Origin of the sequence: Mesorhizobium sp. 8, assembly GCF_006351905.1 — a bacterium.
GTDB lineage: Bacteria > Pseudomonadota > Alphaproteobacteria > Rhizobiales > Rhizobiaceae > Mesorhizobium > Mesorhizobium composti.
Genome location: NZ_CP040914.1, coordinates 2,686,456 through 2,708,153, shown reverse-complemented (window position 1 = coordinate 2,708,153; position 21,698 = coordinate 2,686,456). Strand labels below are relative to the sequence as shown.

The 21,698-nt window shown below is 66.9% G+C and carries 24 protein-coding genes and 1 tRNA gene; 9 read left to right on the top strand and 16 right to left on the bottom strand.

Going from position 1 to position 21,698, the window contains the following annotated elements:
• Positions 1–135 precede the first annotated feature (135 nt).
• Positions 136–399: a hypothetical protein gene (locus tag FGU64_RS13190; protein ID WP_136356863.1), complete on the top strand. Its 264-nt coding sequence runs from the start codon at positions 136–138 to the stop codon at positions 397–399.
• Positions 400–462: 63 nt separating this feature from the next.
• Here the strand turns inward: FGU64_RS13190 and FGU64_RS13185 are convergent, their stop codons facing one another.
• The gene (locus FGU64_RS13185; protein ID WP_180375527.1) at positions 463–2,559 is read right to left on the bottom strand and encodes a PAS domain S-box protein; all 2,097 of its coding nucleotides are present in this window, start codon (positions 2,557–2,559) and stop codon (positions 463–465) included.
• 23 nt (positions 2,560–2,582) lie between these two features.
• Positions 2,583–3,314, bottom strand: a complete 732-nt coding sequence (locus tag FGU64_RS13180; RefSeq protein WP_246671113.1) for a response regulator transcription factor — start codon at positions 3,312–3,314, stop codon at positions 2,583–2,585.
• An 87-nt stretch (positions 3,315–3,401) separates the two neighbouring features.
• Here FGU64_RS13180 and FGU64_RS13175 point away from each other — a divergent pair, with 87 nt between their 5' ends.
• Positions 3,402–4,115 carry a winged helix-turn-helix domain-containing protein gene (locus FGU64_RS13175; RefSeq protein WP_139953652.1) on the top strand — a complete coding sequence of 238 codons (714 nt, stop codon included), beginning with the start codon at positions 3,402–3,404 and terminating at the stop codon, positions 4,113–4,115.
• A gap of 24 nt (positions 4,116–4,139) precedes the next feature.
• Here FGU64_RS13175 and FGU64_RS23310 read toward each other — a convergent pair whose 3' ends face one another.
• Complete coding sequence (locus tag FGU64_RS23310; protein ID WP_180375526.1) at positions 4,140–4,310, bottom strand: hypothetical protein; 171 nt, start codon at positions 4,308–4,310, stop codon at positions 4,140–4,142.
• Positions 4,311–4,312: 2 nt separating this feature from the next.
• Positions 4,313–4,750, bottom strand: a complete 438-nt coding sequence (locus FGU64_RS23550; RefSeq protein ID WP_246671112.1) for a hypothetical protein — start codon at positions 4,748–4,750, stop codon at positions 4,313–4,315.
• A gap of 350 nt (positions 4,751–5,100) precedes the next feature.
• Here FGU64_RS23550 and FGU64_RS13165 point away from each other — a divergent pair, with 350 nt between their 5' ends.
• Positions 5,101–5,562, top strand: coding sequence for a L,D-transpeptidase (locus FGU64_RS13165; protein WP_139953651.1), 462 nt, complete (start codon positions 5,101–5,103; stop codon positions 5,560–5,562).
• 17 nt (positions 5,563–5,579) lie between these two features.
• Here the strand turns inward: FGU64_RS13165 and FGU64_RS13160 are convergent, their stop codons facing one another.
• From FGU64_RS13160 to FGU64_RS13145, 4 genes are all read right to left on the bottom strand, one after another.
• Complete coding sequence (locus FGU64_RS13160; RefSeq protein ID WP_139953650.1) at positions 5,580–5,858, bottom strand: DUF2934 domain-containing protein; 279 nt, start codon at positions 5,856–5,858, stop codon at positions 5,580–5,582.
• Positions 5,859–5,963: 105 nt separating this feature from the next.
• Positions 5,964–6,893: an arginase family protein gene (locus tag FGU64_RS13155; protein WP_139953649.1), complete on the bottom strand. Its 930-nt coding sequence runs from the start codon at positions 6,891–6,893 to the stop codon at positions 5,964–5,966.
• A 51-nt stretch (positions 6,894–6,944) separates the two neighbouring features.
• A complete protein-coding gene (locus tag FGU64_RS13150) occupies positions 6,945–7,574 on the bottom strand; it encodes a glutamine cyclotransferase (RefSeq protein WP_139953648.1) in 630 nt (209 codons plus the stop codon).
• Between the two features lie 37 nt (positions 7,575–7,611).
• Positions 7,612–8,832 carry a helix-turn-helix domain-containing protein gene (locus FGU64_RS13145; RefSeq protein WP_139953647.1) on the bottom strand — a complete coding sequence of 407 codons (1,221 nt, stop codon included), beginning with the start codon at positions 8,830–8,832 and terminating at the stop codon, positions 7,612–7,614.
• Positions 8,833–8,953: 121 nt separating this feature from the next.
• Here FGU64_RS13145 and FGU64_RS13140 point away from each other — a divergent pair, with 121 nt between their 5' ends.
• On the top strand, positions 8,954–9,727 hold the full coding sequence (locus tag FGU64_RS13140) for a thioredoxin family protein (protein ID WP_139953646.1): 774 nt from the start codon (positions 8,954–8,956) through the stop codon (positions 9,725–9,727).
• 9 nt (positions 9,728–9,736) lie between these two features.
• The gene (locus tag FGU64_RS13135; protein ID WP_139953645.1) at positions 9,737–9,982 is read left to right on the top strand and encodes a hypothetical protein; all 246 of its coding nucleotides are present in this window, start codon (positions 9,737–9,739) and stop codon (positions 9,980–9,982) included.
• A gap of 78 nt (positions 9,983–10,060) precedes the next feature.
• Here the strand turns inward: FGU64_RS13135 and FGU64_RS13130 are convergent, their stop codons facing one another.
• The 3 genes from FGU64_RS13130 to FGU64_RS13120 all read right to left on the bottom strand — a co-directional run bounded on the left by FGU64_RS13130 (position 10,061) and on the right by FGU64_RS13120 (position 11,879).
• Entirely contained in the window at positions 10,061–10,360 is a 300-nt protein-coding gene (locus tag FGU64_RS13130) for a DUF982 domain-containing protein (protein ID WP_139953644.1), read from the bottom strand.
• Between the two features lie 161 nt (positions 10,361–10,521).
• Positions 10,522–10,598 (bottom strand) — tRNA-Arg (locus FGU64_RS13125).
• Positions 10,599–10,712: 114 nt separating this feature from the next.
• Positions 10,713–11,879, bottom strand: coding sequence for a M20 aminoacylase family protein (locus FGU64_RS13120; protein ID WP_136356885.1), 1,167 nt, complete (start codon positions 11,877–11,879; stop codon positions 10,713–10,715).
• Positions 11,880–12,083: 204 nt separating this feature from the next.
• Between FGU64_RS13120 and FGU64_RS13115 the strand changes: the two genes are divergently transcribed.
• Together FGU64_RS13115 and FGU64_RS13110 are read left to right on the top strand one after the other, a co-directional pair.
• Positions 12,084–13,244: a D-alanyl-D-alanine carboxypeptidase family protein gene (locus FGU64_RS13115; RefSeq protein WP_139953643.1), complete on the top strand. Its 1,161-nt coding sequence runs from the start codon at positions 12,084–12,086 to the stop codon at positions 13,242–13,244.
• A 5-nt stretch (positions 13,245–13,249) separates the two neighbouring features.
• A complete protein-coding gene (locus FGU64_RS13110; protein WP_139953642.1) occupies positions 13,250–14,380 on the top strand; it encodes a GTP-binding protein in 1,131 nt (376 codons plus the stop codon).
• A 3-nt stretch (positions 14,381–14,383) separates the two neighbouring features.
• Here FGU64_RS13110 and htpX read toward each other — a convergent pair whose 3' ends face one another.
• Positions 14,384–15,433 (bottom strand): zinc metalloprotease HtpX, encoded by a 1,050-nt coding sequence (gene htpX, locus FGU64_RS13105; RefSeq protein ID WP_139953641.1) that lies wholly within the window; start codon positions 15,431–15,433, stop codon positions 14,384–14,386.
• A 101-nt stretch (positions 15,434–15,534) separates the two neighbouring features.
• On the opposite strand from htpX, the gene FGU64_RS13100 reads away from it, so the two are divergent.
• A complete protein-coding gene (locus FGU64_RS13100) occupies positions 15,535–15,756 on the top strand; it encodes a DUF1674 domain-containing protein (RefSeq protein ID WP_139953640.1) in 222 nt (73 codons plus the stop codon).
• Positions 15,757–15,856: 100 nt separating this feature from the next.
• On the opposite strand, the gene FGU64_RS13095 is transcribed toward FGU64_RS13100, so the two are convergent.
• Positions 15,857–16,306, bottom strand: a complete 450-nt coding sequence (locus FGU64_RS13095) for an Lrp/AsnC family transcriptional regulator (RefSeq protein WP_139953639.1) — start codon at positions 16,304–16,306, stop codon at positions 15,857–15,859.
• 130 nt (positions 16,307–16,436) lie between these two features.
• Here FGU64_RS13095 and FGU64_RS13090 point away from each other — a divergent pair, with 130 nt between their 5' ends.
• Positions 16,437–17,540 (top strand): saccharopine dehydrogenase family protein, encoded by a 1,104-nt coding sequence (locus FGU64_RS13090; protein WP_139953638.1) that lies wholly within the window; start codon positions 16,437–16,439, stop codon positions 17,538–17,540.
• Positions 17,541–17,616: 76 nt separating this feature from the next.
• Here FGU64_RS13090 and lpdA read toward each other — a convergent pair whose 3' ends face one another.
• From lpdA to FGU64_RS13075, 3 genes are all read right to left on the bottom strand, one after another.
• Positions 17,617–19,014: a dihydrolipoyl dehydrogenase gene (lpdA, locus tag FGU64_RS13085; RefSeq protein WP_139953637.1), complete on the bottom strand. Its 1,398-nt coding sequence runs from the start codon at positions 19,012–19,014 to the stop codon at positions 17,617–17,619.
• A gap of 251 nt (positions 19,015–19,265) precedes the next feature.
• On the bottom strand, positions 19,266–20,675 hold the full coding sequence (locus tag FGU64_RS13080; protein ID WP_139953636.1) for a dihydrolipoamide acetyltransferase family protein: 1,410 nt from the start codon (positions 20,673–20,675) through the stop codon (positions 19,266–19,268).
• A 3-nt stretch (positions 20,676–20,678) separates the two neighbouring features.
• Entirely contained in the window at positions 20,679–21,692 is a 1,014-nt protein-coding gene (locus FGU64_RS13075; protein ID WP_139953635.1) for an alpha-ketoacid dehydrogenase subunit beta, read from the bottom strand.
• Positions 21,693–21,698: the final 6 nt, after the last annotated feature.

Genomic DNA, 21,698 nt, shown 5'->3' with positions numbered 1-21,698 from the left:
TGTGATCCTCCCGCGCCGTCACGGCGCTACTTGCTCCCGCCATCCCGTTTGGCGGGAGCTTTTTATTGCGTTGGTCCGGCCGGAACCAAAGGCGCCGCCGCGCGGTTATGCCCAATCCAGGAAGGAGGCAGTCAGATGACCGAGCGACCGGAAATTCCGACCGGGGTAAGCCTGGACCTGGTGAACATTGCGCTGAACACGCAGGCTCTTTGTCTGCAACATGCCCTTCGGCACATAGCGGACGCCGAGAGCCCGCAAGATGCGGCCGCCTTCAAGCAAGAGCTGCTCGAGGGGCTCAGGAGCGGGTCTATCGACATGGCATTGCTGGAAGACACCGCCATTTTCGATTTTGTCGTCGGGACGGTGGAACAACTCTCCATACCGGCTGAACAAGTTTAGGAATCCGAATGATTCTAGGCCATCAAGCCGGGCTCGGGCGTCATTTCGATCATGTCGATGGTTCTAAGCCTGATCGCTGATGGCCGCCAGTACGTCGCGCACGTCGAGCGTCGAGAAGGGTTTTTCGAGGATCTGCGGCCGCTGGCCCGCCGGCAAGGCTTCTATCTCGGCCCGGGCGCCGACGAGGTCGCCGGTCACCAGCACGAAGCGGCGCGCCAGTCGCGGCCGTTCGACAAGCAGTTGCCGGTAGGCTGCCATGCCGCTGGTGCCGGGCATGCGCAGGTCGGAAAATACGATGTCGGGCCGTTGATGGTCGGCCAGCGTCTCGACCACGGATTGCCAGCCGGCGACGATGCGCGACTTGATGCCCATCAGTTCCAGTATGTCCGACAGCGAGGCGGCGACATCCGGCTCATCGTCGACGACGAGGGCGTGGCGGATGGCGGAGGACTGGATGCGGCCGTCCCCGGCACCCGAGGAGAGGCCGGCGACGGCCGGAAACTCGACGACGAAGCGGGCGCCGTGCGGCTTCGCTTCCTCGAACCAGACGCGGCCTTCATGGCGCTCGACGATGGATTTGGAGATCGACAGGCCGATGCCGGTGCCGACGCCGACCGGCTTGGTGGTGAAGTAGGATTCGAAGATGCGGTGGCGGATCACCTCGGGTATGCCCGCTCCGTTGTCCTCGACATAGAAGCCGGCGTCTCCGTTGGCGGCGCGGTAGGTGCGCACCTTGATGACGCGGTCGCCGCTGGCGCCGGCCAGCGCGTGCTGGCCGTTGATGAGGAAGTTGGCGACCACCTGCGTGACATGGTCGGCATCGACCATGATCGGCAGCGGGCCGGCCGCGAAGTCGGTGTCGATAAGGATGCCGCTGGAGCGCGCGCCATAGGCGGTCAGTTCGAGGGCTGCCCGCACCACCTGGTTCAGGTCCGTCTCGACCTGCGCGGTCGGATGCAGGCGCACCATCGACAGGAAGCTCTTGACGATGCGGCCGCAGCGCTCCGCCGCCGCGCGCACCTTTTCGGCGCGCACCTTGGTCGGCGAGTCGGGCGCGAACTCATGCAGCAGGGTGGATTGCGCCACCACAACGGCGAGCGGGTTGTTGAGCTCGTGCGAGACGCCTGCCAGCAGCGAGCCCATCGCCGCCATCTTCTCGTTCTGGTGCAGTTTCTCGCGCTGGCGGTGGATTTCCTCCTCGGCGCGCAGTTTCTCGCGCAGGTCGCGGATGGAGCCGAAGATCAGCCGGCGGTCGCCGACCTTGATCTCGGTCGCCGTCAGTTCGATCGGGAAGACCTCGCCGGCGGCGTTCTGCGTCACCGTTTCCAGCCGCTGGCCAATCATCGGCGCGCCGCGCCCGGCCATGTATTCGGCACCGGTGGAATAGCCCTTGCGGTAATAGTCGGGCACGATCATGTGCAGGAGGTCGCGGCCGAGGATGTCGCTGCGCCGATAGCCAAACATCTTCTCGGCCGCCGGATTGAACTCGATGACGGCGCCGGTCTCGTCGATGACGATGATGGCATCGAGCGAGGCCTGGATCATCGTGCGCCGGACCACCTCGCTGATGTGCGCTTCCGACTGCAGGCGCTCGATCGCGTCGCCGACGGCGAGCGCCACGATCTCCATCGCCGCCTTCACCTCGTCGCTCCAGGCGCGCTCCTCGACGCAGTCGTTGACGGCGAGGGAGCCCCATGGCGTGCCGTTGGCCCACACCGGCACGGACAGGAAGGAGACGATGTGCTGGTTCTCGAAATCCCGCCGCAGGAAGCCCTCGATGTCTCGGGTCAGGCCGGCGAACATCTTGCCCTGCCGACCTTCCCGGGCGACCTTGCCGAGCAGCGGGTCCATATGGACGACGGCCTGGGGAATGACCGAGGGAGGCGAGGCGTTGCCGGCCACCGAATCGTCGACCCAGTAGGCCGCCACGGACTGGGTGAGGCCCTGGCCGGGCATGTCCTCCAGGCTGAACAGGATGGCGCGATGGCCGGCGCAGGAACGCCCCAGGAGTTCGAGCAACGAGCCGATCTCGCGGCGCCAGTCGTCGGCCTCGCGCAGGCAGCGCGCGATGCGCGCGGCCGCCACGGCCGGGCTGTCTTCCTTCGCCGCGGTGCCGCTGGAAGGCAGTGTCGCTTCGGTTCTGCGCAGCGGCCGGTCCATAACGGTCGATCCCGTCCCCGGCTTCAGGCGCCGTCGTCGGCCGGCAGCGAGAAAATATAGCCCTCGCCGCGCACCGTCCGCAGGAATTTCGGGTTGGCCGGATCGGCCTCGATCTTCTTGCGCAGCCGCATGATGCGGATGTCGACGGCGCGCGAAGATTCGGGGTCTTCGGCAAAGCCGATCGCCTCGGAAATCGCCGTGCGCGTCAGCACCCGGTTGGCCCGCGTCAGGAAGACCTCCAGCACGTCGAACTCGCTGCGGGCGAGGTCGATGACGGCGCCGCCCGGCCCGGTCACCAGGCGGCCGTCGAGGTCGGCCGAAAAGGGGCCGAAGCTCATCGAGCGGCGGGCCTGCCCCGCATCGGCCCTGGCCGGCCGGGGCGCCGAAGGTTGCGGCACACGGCGCAGGACGGAGCGCACGCGCGCCAGCACCTCGCGCAGCTCGTATGGTTTGACGATGTAGTCGTCGGCGCCGAGTTCCAGCCCGACGATGCGGTCAAGCGGGGCGCCGGCGGCGGTGGCGTAGATGATGCCGGTCGACATCTTCGAGCGCAGCCAGCGGCCGAGCGACAGCCCGTCCTCGCCCGGCATGGCGATGTCGAGCAGCGCGATGTGGAAGCTTCCGCTTTCCAGCATCGGCCGGGCCACGGCGGCATTTTCGGCCGTCGCAACCTCATAGCCGTTGGCCGTGAGATATTCGGCTACGGCGTCCCTGAGGTCCGGCTCGTCCTCGACGATAATGATCCTGGCGCGCACGGCCGCCTCGTTCCCGCTTTCAGGGGAAAGTAGATTGGGTATAAACATATTGCTAGGGCTCATGTTGGCGGGTTTCGGGGGTGACGCATGGCACGAGCGATGGTGGCGCTGGTCTGCGTGGCGGAGGTGGTGGCGCAGGATCTCGCCGACCACCTGGAGCGGCGCGGCCATGACGTGCGCAAGGTCACGCAGGTCTGGCAGGCGGACGCGCTGCTGGCGGGCGAACGCGTCGACGTCGTCGTGGTCGGCGACGGCCTGACCCCGGGCGAGGGGCGCGACCTTCTCAAGCGTCATAGCGGCGAGGGCGGGCCGGATTTCGTGCTGATCTGCCGGCCCAGGGACCTGGTGGACAAGGTGCTGGCGCTGGAACTGGGCGCGGCCGACGTCGTCGAAAGCCCGCTGGTGGTGCGCGAGCTCGCCACCCGCATCGGCGGCCTCCTGGCGCGGCGCGGCCGCGGCACATCCGAACTGGTGGTGCTGGAGAATGCGACGGTGGACCTGCGCTCGGCCATGGTCATGTACCGTTCCGGCAGCGAGGACCAGCTTTCGCCGGGCCAGGTGGCGCTGCTCCGGCTGTTCACGTCGAGCCCGCGCAAGGTGCTGACGCGCGACGACATCATCGCCGCCGCGCCCGCCGAGAATGCCGACGCCTTCGATCGCTCGATCGATTCGCGCATCGTCAGGCTGAGGCGCAAGCTCGACACCGAGGCGATCACGACCATACGCGGCGCCGGCTATCGGTTCGATCCGCCCGACACCAGGGGCGCCGATGCGGCCAGCGCCGACACAGGCAGCGATTGAGGCGATGCCGGTCATGCTGCCGCGTCAACGCGTCGCCGCCGGCAAGGCCGCGGGTGCAGATGCCGTCGATACAGGAGCCGTCGCGGCGTGGGCGTGCTCCTTCATGAGCACGGTGGCGAGGCCGGCAAAGCCGAGCAGGCCCTGCGCGTAGAGCAGGGTCGAAAGCACGGCTGCGGCGAACTTCCTTCTGTTCATGGTCAACCCCTGAAATTGTCGAGCAACTGATGCGCCGCGCCATTGTCGTTGTCATTGGCGAAGACCGCATGGCGACGCCGGTCACCCGCTCGTCGTATGCTGCCGGGATTTCCCGAAGCACCCGCGCCGCCGACGGAGCCCCCCGCGGCGACGCGGGCCTTCGGTCCTCTCGGCTGCAAGCTGCCGGAGGCGCCGCGCAAAGCCTTCCGCCCGAGGCCAACCCGCCAGAGGGCCTTGAGACGGTGGATGCGCAGGCTGGAGACGATCCAGACCGTGGCGAGGAACAGCGCCGCATGCAGCGTCGAGATTTCTCCCGCCGTCATGCCGGCCATCGCCGCCATGGCATCGCCATGAGCCGCCACGGCATCGACGCCGACCGCCACGACGATGGCGATGCCTGCGCCGGCCAACCGGGATACGGCCTTGAAGGAGATGCTCATGGACGGTCCAATCGGCTGTTCTCGTTGTCGCCAGATTGGCCGGCCCCTGTATCGGCTTCATGCCGCGCGGTGTTTCTTTTGTTGCAGATTGGTTTCGGTATCGATGTTTTTTGTTTCGTAGCGAAAGTGATTTGGCGGGAAACTCCTTTTTGCTTTGACCGGAAACCGACGATTCCTGGAGAATCAGGAGGGGAGCGAAGCGGTTTCGGTTCCGAAAACTGTCTGTGGCGATAAATTAGAAACCATATCGAAACGAAAATGCCTGTTAAGCGAAATCAGATCGAAACACGACGCCCCGATAAGCCCGCCATCGAATTGACGCCGGTCTCGTCCGGCCATGGAGGGACATCATGATCGCTACCGTTTCCACGAAACTCATCAATATCGCCGCCATCGCCTGTGTCGGCACCGCAATGCTGTTCGGCGCGGGCAACGGCACGGCGCATGCCGCCAACAAACTGGTGGCGCAGGTGTCCATCTCGCAGCAGCGCATGCAGGTTCTGGTGGACGGGCGGCCGGCCTTCGAGTGGAAGGTTTCGACCGGAGCGAAGGGCCACGCGACGCCAAGGGGCTCTTACAAGCCGACGCGTCTGGAGGAAATGTGGTATTCGCGCAAATACGACAACGCGCCGATGCCGCATTCGGTCTTCTTCCACGGCGGCTATGCCGTGCATGCGACCAATCACATCAAGCGGCTGGGCACGCCGGCCTCGCATGGCTGCGTGCGCCTGCATCCGGCCGCGGCGGCCGATTTCTACCAGCTCGTCGAGACGTTCGGCGCTGCCAACACCAGCATCGTCATCGTCGAGTGACAGGCTTGTAAGGCCGGCTACTCGGCCTTGGCCTTGCGCGTGCGTGGTTTCGCTGCAACGGCAGGCTTTGCCGCCTTCGCCGCAGTTGCCTTTGCCGGCGCCGTCGTGAGCTTGGCGGCGGCAGGCTTGCGCGGCGTGGCGGCCTTGCGTCCGGGCTTGGCGGCCGCGGCATCCTCGGCGTCGATCTCGCCCGCCGCCTGATGCCAGTGTCGTTCGTGATCGCCGTCCCTGCGACCTTCGCGCTCCCAGATCGCATGGGCGCGCTGGCGGATGCGTTCATGCCTGTCGTCTGCCATGGATTGCCTCCCGGTTCGATCGGACCGGCGGCATGGCCGGTGCGCCGAGCCGCCGCACCCAGTATTCAGCCAAAGCACCGGCGGCGCCAGCACAATCGTAACGTGTCAGGCCGCACGCGCCAGATGGCCGAGGACGTGGCAGACGAGGCGGCCGACGACGGTCGCGGCGATATCGTTGACATCGGCCTTTGGCTGGAACTCGACGATGGAGAAGCCGGCCAGCCGCCGGCCCCGCATCGCCGCGCCGAGCAGTTCCGTCATCTCGGGGAAGGTGAAGCCGCCTGGCGACAGCGCGTTGACGCCCGGACAGGTGCCGGGGTCCATGGCGTCGCAGTCGATGTGGATGAGCAGCGGCTTGTCGCGCGGCAGCGCGGCGGCGACCGCCGCCAGGCCCTGCCGGCGCGCCTCCGCGACGGTGACGATGCGCGAACCCCAGGCGCGGGCCGCCTCGACTTCCTGCCGACGGGCGCTGCCGACCGCGCGAATGCCGCACTGGGTCATCGACGCGATGCAGCCAAGCTCCGAGGCGCGGCGGATGGTGCTGGAATAGCCGAGCCTTTCGCCGCCGATATCGTCGCGCCAGTCGATGTGGGCGTCGATCTGGAGAAGATGCAGCGGCTCGCCCCTGTCGAAGGCGCGCATGAAGGGAATGGCGACGGAATCGTCGCCGCCGATCAGGATGGGCGTGGCGCCCGCTGCCAGCACCGCGCCGGTGACGGTCTCGATGTTCTTGCGGTTGCCGGGCGCATCGTCATGCACCGTTGCGACGTCGCCGAGATCGAGGGCTTCCAGTGCGCCGTCGTTCAGCAGCGGCCCGTCGAAGTCGAAATCCCAGTGGCCGGCATCGAGGCAGGCGGCGGTGACGGCGCGCCGCACCGCATCCGGCCCGGTTTCTGTCGCGCTCTCGACGGGATCGGACACATAGGGCGTGCCGTGGACGGCGCCGAAGATCGCCGCCGAGCCTGCCACAGGCGCCGCCGCGGCGGGCAGGCCGAGGAACGTTTGCGGGCGAGGAGCGAGCGGCAGGCGGGACATGGCGGCATCCTTTTGGGTAGAACGCCAACCAATGGATCCCGGCCCGCTTTGTCAATGCGGGCGGCGCACGGCCCGTATCTTGCCGCTCCTGCCGCCGCCGCAGAAGAAGCGGTCGCCGCCGGCTTCCATGCCCGATATGCCGGTGCCGGCGGGCATGTCCAGCACCTCCAGCACCTTGCCGGTGTCGGGGTCGATATGGCGCAAGCCGCTCTCGTCGCCTTCCCAGGTAGCGTGCCACAACTCGCCGTCGATCCAGGTGACGCCGGTGACGAAGCGCGTCGATTCGATGGTGCGCAGCACCTTGCCCGTCTCGGGATCGACCTGGCGGATCTTTCCTTCGCGATATTGCGCGACCCAGAGCGAGCCTTCCGCCCAGGCGAGACCCGAATCGCCGCCTACGCCCGGAGCGGGAATGGTGGCGAGCACGGTTTTCGTCGCCGGGTCGACCTTCTGGATGCGGTCCTCGGCGATCTGGTAGAGATGGCGGCCGTCGAAGGCGGTTCCGGCGTGGGCCGGCACCTCGATCGACAGGGCGATCGTGCCGTCGTCAGGGTCGAGGCGATTCAGCCTGTCGCCGGAAGCGAACCAGACATGCCTGCCGTCGAAGGTGAGGCCGTGGATGGCCTCGACGCCGGGGAAGGGGCCGTATTCCCGGATGATCTCGGCTGCTTTCCGTTTCATCGCTCTGCTCCGTTCAGCCTGTTTCGATTGCCGCACCCTAAGCGTTCGGCAGCGGCGCCGGGAGTAACAATAGCGTCGGGAAACCGGGCACCGGCGGGGTCAGCCAGCGGCGCGCGCGGCCACGGCCGAAGGAGTGCACCTTGCCCTCTTCAGCGAGCTGTTCAAGCGCTCGCTGGACGGTACGCGCGCTGGTGTCGAGCGCCATGGCCAGCGCCGAGCTCGACCACGCCTCGCCGTCGGCCAGAAGGGCGAGCAGCGCCGAATGCCGCTCCTCCGCGGGCGGCGCCAGTACCGCGACACTCCGTGCCTCCTGCGGTACCAGTGCAAAACCTTCCGGGGTGGCGGTTATCTGCGCCAGCGCATGGAGCGCGCCGCGCAGCCGGCCGATCTCGACCCTCAGCCGCGCGCGGTGCGATTCGTCGGCGTCCTTGCCACGGAAGGCGCGCGCAACGAGCGTCTGCCTGGAAACGTCGCCCGGCCACGCTTCGGCCAGCGTGCGGGCGAGCGCAAAAAGCACCGGGCGGGTGGCGAGCGGGACGACCGTCTGGCCGATGCGGGCGACGTTGCGGCAGGCATCGACGACGAGCGTATTGGAGGCGAGGAGCGTTTCCACCTCGTCGAGCAGAAGAAGCCGTTCCTCCTTCCGGGCGATCAGGCGGGCAGCCGGCGCCTCCAGAAGCCGGGCGGCGCTTTCGACCTCCGCCGCCAACGCCGGAATGCCGGCTTGCTCCGCCGCGCGGCCCGCATTGGCGATGGCGGCCCGCGCCGCACCGGTATGCAGGCGGCGGATGGCGATGCCGGCCGTCACCAGTTCTCGCGCGGTGCGCAGAACCGGTGGCAGCGGCGCGGCATCCTTGTCGGAAAGGAGGCGCTCGGCCTCGTCGAGGCGGCCGATCAGCAGCAGGTGGCGGGCCTCCAGATTGCGGGCATGCGCGGCGTTCAGCCGGTCGCCATGCGCCTGAAGCACCGCTCCCGCCTGATCGAGCGCATTGCCGATCCAGCCGACGTCGCGCGAGACGAGCGCGATCTCCGCTTCCGCGACGACGCAGCGGGCGCGGGCCACCTTCTCCTTCGGACCGAAGGCGCGCGCGGCACGCCGCAGCAGCCCCCTGGCCCGCTCCAGGTCGCCGAGCTGCGCCATGGCGATGCCGCGCAAGGCCAGTGCGGCCGCATCCTCGCGCAAGGCGACCCGCTTCAGGGCGCCGAGGGCGTCGCCGGCGGCCAGCGCGCGGGCGGCGGCGGTGATCAGCGAGTCCATCCTAGTTCGTCACCCGGCCGAATCCCGTCACACTTGTTACTCACGCCTGCCGGCGCCGGCTCCTAGCCTACGTCATGACAGCCAACCGGCAAGTCGTGTGAAAGCAAAAGAGGAAAAGGTCATGACACATTTCACCACCGGAACGCGCGAGGAGTGGCTGGCGGCCCGGCTCGCGCTGCTCGAAGAGGAAAAGGCTCTGACGCGGCGCAGCGACGAACTGGCCGGGCAGCGGCAGGCGCTGCCGTGGGTGCGCATCGACAAGCCGTACACCTTCGACACTGCAAATGGGCCTGCCTCGCTGAAGGACCTGTTCAAGGGGCGCTCGCAGCTTCTTATCTATCATTTCATGTTCGGACCGGATTATACGGCCGGCTGCCCGTCCTGCTCCTCCATCGCCGACGGCTTCAACGGCAGCGTCGTTCATCTGGAGAACCATGACGTCGCCTTTTCGGCGGTGTCGCGGGCGCCGCTAGCCAAGCTTCTTGCCTATCGCGAGCGGATGGGCTGGAGCTTCGACTGGGCGTCGTCCTTCGACAGCGACTTCAACGCCGATTTCAACGTCTGGTTCTCGCCGGAGCAGCAGCGCGACGGCGGCATCGAATACAACTACCGGCGCGAGCCGGCGATGCCGGTTCCGCCACTGACGAAGGGCGGCGCGGGGCCTGTCGAGCAGATCGCGGCGACGACGGGAACGGACGTTGCGACCTTCACGCGCGAGCGGCCCGGCCTCAGCGCCTTCGCGCTCGAGGACGGCGCGATCTATCATACCTATTCGGCTTATGCGCGCGGCGTCGACGGTATCTGGGGCATGTATCCCTGGCTCGACCGCGCGCCGAAGGGGCGCAACGAGACGGGCATCTGGTGGCGCCGCCACGACGAATACGGGCGGACCTGAGCGGTGGCCGTGCGCGGTATCGGATCCTCACCGAACGAGACGGGCGGCCATGCCGCCGCCCGTTTCCTCGCCGGCTGGCTCGGTCTCGCGGCCGCGCCCACTTTCGCGGCGATGGCGCTGTTCTCCATCATGTCGGGAAGCGGCGCCTGCATGGCGCAGGACGCCTCGCCGCTGAGCGGCATGGCGGCGATGTACCTCTTGATGAGCGCCTTCCACCTGGCGCCGTGGCTGAGGATCGTCGGCAGCCGGCCGTGAGCGGAACGCCGGATCGGCGTTCCCATACCCTGCAAGGCCGGCCGAATCAGCGCCGGCCTTCGTTGCGTCTCCTTTGAGCTAGTGAGCGCGCGGGATCGACCATTCATGGGCGAGATTGTCGACGGCGCGGTCATAGGCCTCTTCGGCCAGGATGCCCTTGTTGAGCGCGAAATCCTCGAACGCCTTGCGGGCATCCTCGCCGTCGCGTTTGCCGCTCAGCGCCTTGCGGCAGACCTCGATGGCGCCGGCGTGATCCAGATCGGGGATGCCGTTCCACTCGATCAGGATATCGTAGGCATCGAGGACGGTCGAAACCTCCCGCGGGAAGCCGAGACCGACGAAGACGGAAACCGGCTGATCGAATTTGGGATCGTTCATCTGGTGCTCCTTTTGAAAGCGCTCTTTCCAACGCTTAAAGTGGGCAACACCGGGATCGGTTCTGTCACAAATGGAGACGGCGCGCAGAGGCTTCGTGAGAAGCGTGCTTCATACCAACTGCCCGTTCGACGAGCTGTCGTCAGCTAAGCGCCTGACTTTGCTGGTGATCCCGACAGGAATCGAACCTGTGACCTACAGATTAGGAATCTGCCGCTCTATCCTACTGAGCTACGGGACCACGCGGCCCGACACATAACCGCTTCTGAGCTTCGCGCCAAGAGCGAAGGTGGCGGAAGCGGCGTGAGCGCCGATGAACACAATCCCGCTGCTCCGGCGCGCCGGGCGCGGCGGCTCACGCCGCCGGCAGTGCCGTCTCGGTCAGTTTCACCCAATAGCTGATGCCGTGGGAGATGACCTCGTCGTTGAAGTCGTAGGCCGGGTGGTGCAGGCCGGCGCTGTCGCCGTTGCCGATGAAGATGAAGGCGCCGGGACGGGCTTCCAGCATGTAGGAGAAATCCTCGCCGCCCATTACCGGCGGCATGTTGCGATGGACATGGCTGTCGCCGGCCACCGTCGCCGCCACGTCCGCCGCGAACACGGTTTCCTCGGCGTGGTTGAAGGTGACGGGATAGTTGGCGTCGTAATCGAGGTTGATTTCGGCGCCATTGGCGGCGGCGAGCCCGGCGCACAGCGCGCGGATGCGCTCCTCGGCCAGCTTCGCCACCTCCTTCTTCAGCGTCCGCACGGTACCGGCGATCTCGGCCGTTTCGGGGATGACGTTGTAGGCGTCGCCGGCATGGAACTTGGTGACCGACACCACCACCGATTCGACCGGATCGGTGGAGCGCGAGGCGATCGTCTGCAAGGCTCCGACCAGCTGGCTGGTGATGACGATCGGGTCGATGGTGCCGTGCGGCATCGCCGCATGGCCGCCGCGCCCCTTGACGGTAATGGTGAACTCGGCGGTCGCCGCCATGATCGGGCCGGGACGCAGCGCGAACTGACCGACCGGCAGGCTCGGCATATTGTGCATGCCGAACACCTTCTCGATGCCGAAGCGCTCCATCATGCCGTCCTTGACCATCTCGTTGCCGCCGCCACCGCCTTCCTCCGCCGGCTGGAAGATGACGGCCACGGAGCCGGCGAAATTGCGCGTCTCGGCGAGATACTTGGCCGCGCCCAGCAGCATGGCGGTGTGGCCGTCATGGCCGCAGGCGTGCATCTTGCCGGGCGTCACCGAGGCATAGGGCTTGCCGGTGATCTCGTTGATCGGCAGGGCGTCCATGTCGGCGCGCAGGCCGATCGTGCCGCCTTCGCCGCGGTTGCCCCGGATGATGCCGACGACGCCGGTCTTGCCGAGCCCCGTCACCACCTCGTCGCAGCCGAACGCCTTCAGCTTGTCGGTGACGAAGGCGGCGGTCTGGAACACGTCGAAGTTCAGTTCCGGGTTCTGGTGCAGGTGACGGCGCCAGCCGGCGACTTCCTCCTGCATCTCTGCGGCACGGTTCAGGATCGGCATCTGTCTCAGCTCGCTCTTGGCCGGCGCGATGGCCGGCAGGTTGCAATCGTGATCGGACCGCGCTTTGCCATCGTGAGGTCACATAGGCTAAATAGCACCGTCGCGCGGCGGTCCGACGGGGAGGGTGGCCGCCTGACGGCGATCCCGTTTCGAAATCTTACGGAGAGCGGGGCAAGGACGGCAAGAGCGATTTCGGATTTGATTATGAGCCAAGGCATTTCCCTTACCTTTTCGCGCCGGTTGGCGGTTGCCGGCGCCTTGGCGGCGGTGGCGCTGACCGCTTCCGGTCCGGCGCTGGCCAATCCGTCCATCCTGTTCGACCTCGGTAGCGGCCAGGTGATCGAGCACGAGGAAGCCTTCAAGCGCTGGTATCCGGCCTCGCTGTCGAAGCTGATGACGGCCTACGTCGCCTTCCGGGCACTTCAGGCCGGCGAAGCGGAGCTCGATTCGCCGATCAAGGTGACCAAACACGCGGCGGCCGAGCCGCCGTCGAAGATGGGACTCAAGCCCGGCACAGTGCTCAGGCTCGACACGGCGTTGAAGATGATGCTGGTGAAGTCGGCCAACGATATCGCCATGGCGGTGGCCGAGAACATCGGCGGCTCGCAGGCCGCCTTCGCCGAGCGCATGAATGCCGAGGCCGCGCGCCTCGGCATGGTCGGCTCGCATTTCGTCAACCCCAACGGCCTGTTCTCGCCCGAACAGTACACCACGGCGCGAGACATCGCCGTGCTGGTGGCGGCGCTCAGGCGCGACTTTCCGCAATATGCGCCGTGGTTCTCCATCGAGGGCCTCGCCTTCGGCAAGAAGACGATCCCCAACTACAATCTTCTGATCGGCCGCTACGACGGCGCCGACGGCATGAAGACCGGCTTCGTCTGCCCGTCGGGCTTCAACCAGGTCGGCTCCGCGACGCGCGACGGCCGCACGCTGGTCGCCGTGGTGCTGGGCGAACAGACGGCGATCAGCCGCGCGGAGGCGGCCGCGCGTCTGCTCGACGTCGGCTTTGCCGTGCCGACGAAGGGCTCGACGACGCTGGCCTCGCTGCAGCCCTATGGCGACACTGAGACGGCGACCAACCTGCGCGACGTCGTCTGCCACAAGAAGACGGCGGCGGAGCAGTCGGAAGCGCCGCCGGCCAAGACGGATGAGGAGAAGCCGAAATCGCCCTACCAGCAGAAGCTGGTGCATCCGACGCTGGTCGCGGTGAGCATCGGCGGCGCCACCGGCCCGGTGCCGAAGGCGATGCTGGATGCGGCCGGCAACCAGTATGCCGACGTGCCCGTCCCCGGCTGGCGGCCGGACCTGCCGCCGCCGGTGGGCTTAGAAGTGTCCGCGGAAGGCGACCAGGCGGCGAAGAACTGACGACGATGGCCGTGTTCCCCATTCCTGTCACTGTGCTGACGGGCTTCCTCGGCGCCGGCAAGACGACACTGCTCAACCGGCTGCTGAAGGACCCGGCGCTGGCCGACACAGCCGTCATCATCAACGAATACGGCGAGGTGGCCATCGACCATCTGCTGGTCGAGCAGGCATCCGACGGCATCATCCAGCTGTCCGACGGCTGCCTGTGCTGCACGGTGCGGGGCGAACTGGTCGACACGCTGGCCGACCTTGTCGATCGTTTGCAGACCGGCCGTATCGGGAAGCTGGCGCGCATCGTCATCGAAACCACCGGGCTCGCCGATCCGGCGCCGGTGCTGCAATCGATCATGGGTCATCCGGCGCTGGTGCAGGCTTTTCGGCTCGACGGCGTCGTCACGCTGGTGGACGCCGTCAACGGCGCCGCCTCGCTCGACGCCCATGTCGAGGCGCTGAAGCAGGCGGCGGTGGCCGACCGGCTGGTGCTGACCAAGACAGACCTTGCCGGTGCGGACGAGATCGAGGTGCTCAAGGCACGGCTGAAGGCGATCAATCCCGGCGCCCGCATCCTCGACGCCAGGAAGGCCGACGCGGCGGACCTGCTCGATTGCGGCCTCTACGATCCGGCGACCAAGAGTGCCGACGTGCGCCGCTGGCTGGGCGAGGCGGCCGACGAGCACCATGGGCACGCGCATGGCGACGACCACCATCATCATGGGCATGACCATGCTCACGAAGGCCACGACCATCGCCATCATCGCCACGACGAGCGCGTGAAGACGCATGCGCTGGTGCATGACGGCGCGGTGCCGTTTTCGGCCATCGAGGCTTTCCTCGACCTGCTGCGCTCGCAGCACGGCGACAAGCTGTTGCGCATGAAGGGCGTCATCGAGCTCGTGGAGGACCCGTCGCGGCCGCTGGTGATTCATGGCGTGCAGCGGCTGCTGCATCCGCCGGCGCGGCTGTCGGCCTGGCCAGACGAGCGGCGCGGTACGCGGCTGGTGCTGATTACGCTCGACATGCCGGCCGATTATGTCGAGCGGCTGTTCGCGGCGCTGACCAACAGGCCTCGCGTCGATACGCCCGACCGCGCGGTGCTGGAGCACAATCCGCTGGCCATCGCCGGCCTGCCGCGATAGCGGCTATCTCCGCCTTGGCCCGGTCGGGTTGCGGCCCCAGGGATTGGGTTTCGGTTCGGCCGGCGGCACTTCGGGTTCGGCGGTTTCGCCGGATGCGCTTCCGGCCGATGCACTGCCCCATGGGCCGGCGGGCGCCGCCTCTCCGGATGCCGGGCTTTTCGGTGCTGACGGTCGCGATGTGCGCGGTGGGTTCGGCTGCGCGGGGGCACGGTCCATCTCCTCGGCCATCGCCTGCAAGGCGGCGATGCGGTTTTCGGTGGCCGGGTGGGTGGAGAACAGCGAATCCATGCGCTCGCCGTGCAGCGGATTGATGATGAACAGGTGCGCGGTGGCCGGGTTGCGCTCGGCGTCCGGGTTGCGGATCGCTTCGGCGTTGCGGGCGATCTTCGCCAGCGCCGAGGCCAGCCACAGCGGCCGGCCGGTGATCTCGGCGCCGCGCCGGTCGGCTGCGTATTCGCGGGTGCGCGACACCGCCATCTGTACGATCATGGCGGCGAAGGGCGCGACGATGATCGCCACCAGCGTGCCGAGCATGCCGGCGCCGTTGTTGTTGCGGTTGCCGCCGAGGAAGAAGGCGAAGTTGCCGAGCATGGAGATGGCGCCGGCGAGCGTGGCGACGATTGTCATCGTCAGCGTGTCGCGATGCTGCACATGGGCAAGCTCGTGCGCCATGACACCCGCCACCTCCTCGTAGGAGAGGCGCTGCAACAGGCCGGTGGTGGCGGCCACCGCCGCGTGTTCGGGGTTGCGACCGGTGGCGAACGCGTTGGGCTGCGGATTGTCGATCAGGTAGACGCGCGGCATCGGCAGGCCGGCGCGCTGGCTGAGATCGCGCACGATGCCGTAATATTCCGGCGCGGACCTTTCATCGACCTCGACGGCGCGGTTCATCGCCAGCACCATCTTGTCGGCGTTCCAGTAGGAAAACAGGTTGGTGGCGGCTGCGATGGCCAGCGCGATCATCATGCCGCCCGATCCGCCGATTGCATAGCCGACGGCCATGAACAGCGCCGTCATGACGGCGAGAAGCATGGCGGTGCGCATCGTGTTCATCGTCTGCTCCGTAACGGGCCGGCGAGGGTCGATCCCGCGCCGCAGGTCCGCTATATGATGGTAAGAGATCGCAGCCGTTTCAATCCATGGAGGCAAGCGCGATGAGCGGACAAGAACCCCTGCCGGATTACCGCGTTACCGAGGTGCGTGCGAAGAAGCCGTTGACGCCGGCGGCCGAGCGCGCATTGGCCGAGGCGGCGGCGCGCCGCGAGGCCTATCGGGAGAAGGAAGCGGCGCTGCCGAAGGAGCGCGGCGGGCGCGGCGGGCTGGAGCCCGGCCGCTATGGCGACTGGGAGGTCAAGGGGCTCACTTCGGACTTTTAACGGCCGCAAGATCGTTTCACAGAAACGGTGAAACGATCTATCTCTTTGTTTTAGCCGCATTTGTGCGGCGCCAGACGATTCCGTCGAGCTGCAAAATGCTCTACCGGTCGATCCGCGTCGACAGGATGATCGACGACAGCGTGCGCTCCACGCCTTCCATGGCGCCGATCTTATCCAGCAGCATATCGAGGTCGCTGATAGACGGTGATTCGACGATGACGATCATGTCGAAGCTGCCGCCGACGGAATGCAGCGTGCGCACCTGCGGCAGCGCGCGCAGGCTGCGCACCACCGCATCCGCCTTCTTCGGCGTGACGGTGAGCAGCACATGCGCCCGTACCAGGCCCTGCTCGTAGGCAGCCGACAGCCTGACTCCGTATCCGGCGATGACGCCGCGTGCCTCCAGCCGCTCGATGCGGCTTTGCACCGTGGTGCGTGAGACGCCCAGTCTGCGCGCCAGCTCGGCTGTCGAGGCGCGCGCGTTCTCGCGCAGCAGGGCGATCAGCGCCTGGTCGGCATCTGTCGGCGTTTCGTAGGCTTTGCTCGTCATATCGTCTAAAAACCTGCTTCATAACGACGAATCGCACGCTTCCTTTCGTCAGGCAAGGTGGCAGAATCGAAAAGACAGAGCGTGCCCGTGGACTACCGCGAGGCCGCAGAACCTTTTGAGGGAGAATGCCATGAAGGATATCGTTGTCGTCGGCGCGGGCAAGATCGGCTCGACCATCGCCGACATGCTGGCCGCCACGGGCGACTATCGCGTCACCATCGTCGACCGCTCCGCCGCCCAGCTTGCGGCGCTCGAGGTTCCGGCCGCCGTCGAGCGGCGCGAGATCGACATCGAGGCGGCCGGCGCGCTGGAAGCGGTGCTTGCCGGCAAGTTCGCGGTGCTGAGCGCCGCCCCCTTCCACCTCACCACGCGCATCGCCGAGGCCGCCGCTTCCGCCGGCGTGCATTACATGGACCTGACCGAGGACGTCGCCTCGACCCGCCGCGTCAAGGAACTGGCGAAGGGCGCGAAAACCGCCTTCATCCCGCAGTGCGGGCTGGCGCCGGGCTTCATTTCCATCGTCGCCAATGACCTTGCCAGCCGCTTCGACACGCTTGAGAGCGTGCGCATGCGCGTCGGCGCGCTGCCGCAGTATCCATCCAACGCGCTGAACTACAACCTGACCTGGAGCACCGACGGCGTCATCAACGAATATTGCGAGCCCTGCGAGGCGATCGTCGAGGGCGAGCTGGTCGAGGTGCCGCCGCTGGAGGAGCGTGAGGAATTCTCGCTCGACGGCGTCACCTACGAGGCCTTCAACACCTCGGGCGGGCTCGGCACGCTGGCCGAGACGCTGAAGGGCAAGGTGCGCACGCTGAACTACCGCACCATCCGCTATCCCGGCCATGCCGCGATCATGAAGGCGCTGCTCAACGACCTCGGCCTGCGCCACCGCCGCGACGTGCTGAAGGACATTTTCGAGAGCGCGCTGCCGGCCACCATGCAGGACGTCGTCATCGTCTTCGTCACCGTCTCGGGCCGCAAAAACGGCCGGCTGTTACAGGAGACCTACGCCAACAAGGTCTATTCGCAGCGCGTCGGCGCCTCGGTGCGCAGCGCCATCCAGATCACCACGGCTTCCGGCATCTGCGCTGTGCTCGACATGCTGGCCGACGGCAGCCTGCCGGCGAAGGGTTTCGTCAGGCAGGAGGACATTGCGCTCGACACCTTCCTCGCCAACCGCTTCGGCCACGCCTATGCGCAGCACGAGGGCCTGACCCGGCTGGCGAGCTGAGCGGCACCTTTCGCGCCGAACAGAAAATAAGAGGGGGAGAAGAAAGGCTCGTTCCGGCAACGGAACGAGCCTTTTGCTATATATGCAGCGCGTGGCCGAGCGTTTTCAGCGCCGCTTCGGCGAGAGCCTCGCTCTGCGTCGGGTGGGCATGGATGGTGCCGGCGATGTCCTCCAGCCGCGCTCCCATTTCGATGGCGAGGGAAAATGCCGCCGACAGTTCCGACACGCCGGTGCCGACCGCCTGCACGCCCAGCACAAGATGGTTGTCGGCGCGCGCGACGAGGCGGACGAAGCCGTCCTCGCCCTGCAAGGTCATGGCTCGGCCGTTGGCAGCGAAGGGGAACAAGCCCGTCTTGACCTCGATGTTACGCGCCTTCGCCTCCTCCGGCGACAGGCCGACCGAGACGATCTCCGGATCGGTGAAGCAGACGGCGGGAATCGCGCGCTTGTCCCAGCTGCGCTTGTGGCCGGCGACGATCTCGGCCACCATCTCGCCCTGCGCCATGGCGCGGTGCGCCAGCATCGGCTCGCCGGTGACGTCGCCGATGGCGTAGACGCCGCGCATCGATGTGCGGCACTGGTCGTCGATGCGGATGAATTTTCCGGCCATGTCGAGGTCGATCTGGTCGAGGCCCCAGCCGTCGGTGACCGGTTTGCGGCCGACCGTGACGAGCACCCGGTCGGCGGCGATCTTCTTTTCGGTGCCATCCGCCGTCTCGATCAGCAGCGCGTCGCCTTTCTTGGACAGACCCTTGGCCTTGGCGCCCGTCAACACCTCGACGCCGAGCGCCGCCAGCCGCTTGGCCACCGGCCGGGTCAGTTCGGCGTCGTATTGCGCGAGAATGCGCGGCAGCGCCTCGACCACCGTCACCTTCGCGCCCATCTTGGCGAAGGCGGTGCCGAGTTCCAGCCCGATATAGCCACCGCCGACGACGACCAGCCTTTCCGGCACGGACGACAGAGATAAAGCTTCGGTCGACGAAATGACCGGTCCGCCGAAGGGCAGGAACGGCAATTCGACCGGCGCCGAGCCGGTAGCGATGACGACCGTCTCCGCCTTGATGATCTGTTCGCCGGTCTCGGTTTCCACCGTGACGGTCTTGCCGTCCCGGAACGTCGCCCATCCCTGGACGTATTTAACCTTGGCCTTCTTCAGCAGGCCTGCGACGCCGCTGTTCAGCCGGCTGACGATGCCGTCCTTCCAGCCGACCGTTTTGCCGAAATCGAGGGCGGGCTTGGCGGCCGAGATGCCGAGCGGGCTGTTGCCGGAAGCGGCGTGCAGCGCCTTCTCGAATTCTTCCGCCGCATGGATCAGGGCCTTGGAGGGAATGCAGCCGACATTGAGGCAGGTGCCGCCGGGCTTGCCGGCCTCGACGATGACAGTATCCAGCCCGAGCTGGCCGGCGCGGATGGCTGAGACATAGCCGCCCGGTCCGGCGCCGATGACAAGCAGCTTGCAGGAGATTTCTTTCATACGACTTCTCCTGTCAGGGTAAAAAATCTTGGTCTGTCGGCGCTGCCCCTCATCCGGCTGCCGCCACCTTCTCCCCGTAAACGGGGAGAAGAACGCCCTTGCCTGCCTACCTCCTTGTCCTGCAACGCCTGCAATTGGCGAAGCCCGGGCGGCCGTCTTCTCTCTCCCCGTTTACGGGGAGAGATGTCCGGCAGGACAGTGAGGGGCGGCGCAACCGCTAGAGAGGCAGGCAATTCGCTAGACATCGCTTCTCAATCCACGAAAATCAGCGCCGGCGTTTCCAGCAGCGCCTTGATGCGCTGGACGAAAACCGCCGCATCCCAGCCATCGATGACGCGATGGTCGAAGGACGACGACAGGTTCATCATCTTGCGCGGGATGAATTGCGTGCCGTCCCAGACCGGCCGCACCATCATCTTGTTGACGCCGACGATGGCGACTTCCGGATGGTTGATGACCGGCGTCGTCACCAAGCCGCCCATGGCGCCGAGCGAGGTGATGGTGATCGTCGAGCCGGAAAGCTCCTCGCGCGTCGCCAGCCCTGCCTTGGCCGCTTCGGCCAGCCGGTTGACCTCGGCAGCACAGCCCCACAGGTCCAGCGCCTCGGCGTGATGGACGACCGGCACCACCAGCCCGGCCGGCGTCTGCGCGGCGATGCCGATATGGACGCCGCCATGCTGATGGATGACGCCGGCTTCGTCGTCGAACAGGGAGTTCAACTGTGGCTGCTCGGCGATCGCCTTCACCATCGCCCGCATCAGGAAGGGCAGCAGCGTCAGCTTCGGGCGGTCGGCGCGCTTTTCCTTGTTGAGCGCGGCGCGCAGGTCTTCAAGTGCCGTGACATCGACCTCCTCGACATAGGTGATGTGCGGGATGCGCGATTTGGCGATGCGCATCTTTTCCGCGATCTTGCGGCGAAGGCCGACGACCTTGATTTCCTCGACGGCATCGTTGCGCGCGAGGCTGCCGCTGGTCGCAGGCGCTGCCTGCGGGCCGCGGGCGAAGAAGGTGTCGAGGTCTTCATGCGTGACGCGGCCGGCCGGGCCGCTACCGGTGACCTGGCGCAGGTCGATGCCGGCTTCTCGGGCGCGAAGGCGCACGGCGGGCGAGGCGAGCGGCTTTTCGCCCTCGGGACGAGGGGAGCCGGTGGTGCGAGATGTGCTTTTCATGTCGGAGGTGGGTTTACCCCCAACCCTAGCCCCTCCCCTCAAGGGGGAGGGGGACTCTGTCGGCGATGCGCTCCCAATCGAAACTTCGCGCGAAGACGACACTTCCGGCTCAATGGTGACTTTCGATGTCGGGGCATGTTCCTCTCCCCCTTGAGGGGAGGGGTTAGGGGTGGGGGTATCTTTGGCATTGTCAGCAGGCTTGGCTTCCGCCCCCGCCGGCGTAGCATCGCCTTCCTTCACATTCCCGTCGCCGGCCACCTTCAGCCGCACGATGGGCGAGCCGATGGCGACCGTGTCGCCGATCTCGGCGCCGAGCCACAGAACCTCGCCGTCGACGGGCGAGGGGATTTCAACGGTCGCCTTGTCGGTCATGACGGCGGCCAGCATCTGGTCCTCGCGGACAAGGTCGCCGACCTTGACGTGCCATTCGACCAACTCGGCCTCGGCGACGCCTTCGCCGACGTCCGGCAGCTTTATCACATGCTCGCCCATGCCTTATGCCTCCATGGTTTCGAGCAGCGCCCGGCCGACGCGCGCGGGGCCCGGGAAATAGTCCCACTCCTGCGCGTGCGGATAGGGCGTGTCCCAGCCGGCGACGCGTGCCACCGGCGCTTCGAGATGGTAGAAGCAGTGCTCCTGCACGAGTGCGGCCAGCTCGGCGCCGAAGCCGGAGGTCATCGTCGCCTCGTGCACGACGACGCAGCGGCCGGTCTTGGTCACCGAGGCGACGATGGCGTCGAGATCGAGCGGCAGCAGCGTCCTGAGGTCGATCACCTCGGCGTCGATGCCGGTTTCCTCGGCTGCCGCCTGCGCCACATAGACCATGGTGCCGTAGGCGAGCACGGTGACTGCTGCGCCCGGCCGCCGCACCACCGCCTTGCCGAGCGGCACGGTGTAGTGGCCGTCCGGCACTTCGCCGAGTTCATGCTTGGACCACGCCGTCACCGGCCGTTCGTGATGGCCGTCGAAGGGGCCATTGTAGAGCCGCTTCGGTTCGAGGAAGATCACCGGATCGGGGTCTTCGATCGCCGCGATCAGCAAGCCCTTGGCGTCGTGGGGATTGGACGGCACGACCGTCTTCAGGCCGGAAACGTGGGTGAACAGCGCCTCCGGGCTCTGGCTATGCGTCTGGCCGCCGAAGATGCCGCCGCCGGTGGGCATCCGCACCACGATGGGGCAGGTGAAGTCGCCGTTGGAACGATAACGGATACGGGCAGCCTCCTGGGTAAGCTGGTCGTAGGCAGGATACATGTAGTCGGCGAATTGGATTTCCACGCATGGCCGCAAGCCGTAGGCGGCCATGCCGATGGCGGTGCCGACGATGCCGCTTTCGTTGATGGGCGCGTCGAAGCAGCGGCTCTTGCCGTATTTCGCCTGCAGGCCTTGCGTGCAGCGGAAGACGCCGCCGAAGAAGCCGACGTCCTCGCCGAACACCACCACTTTCTCGTCGCGTCCCATGGAAACGTCCATGGCGTCGCGGATGGCCTCGATCATCGTCTTGCGGGGCATTATTGG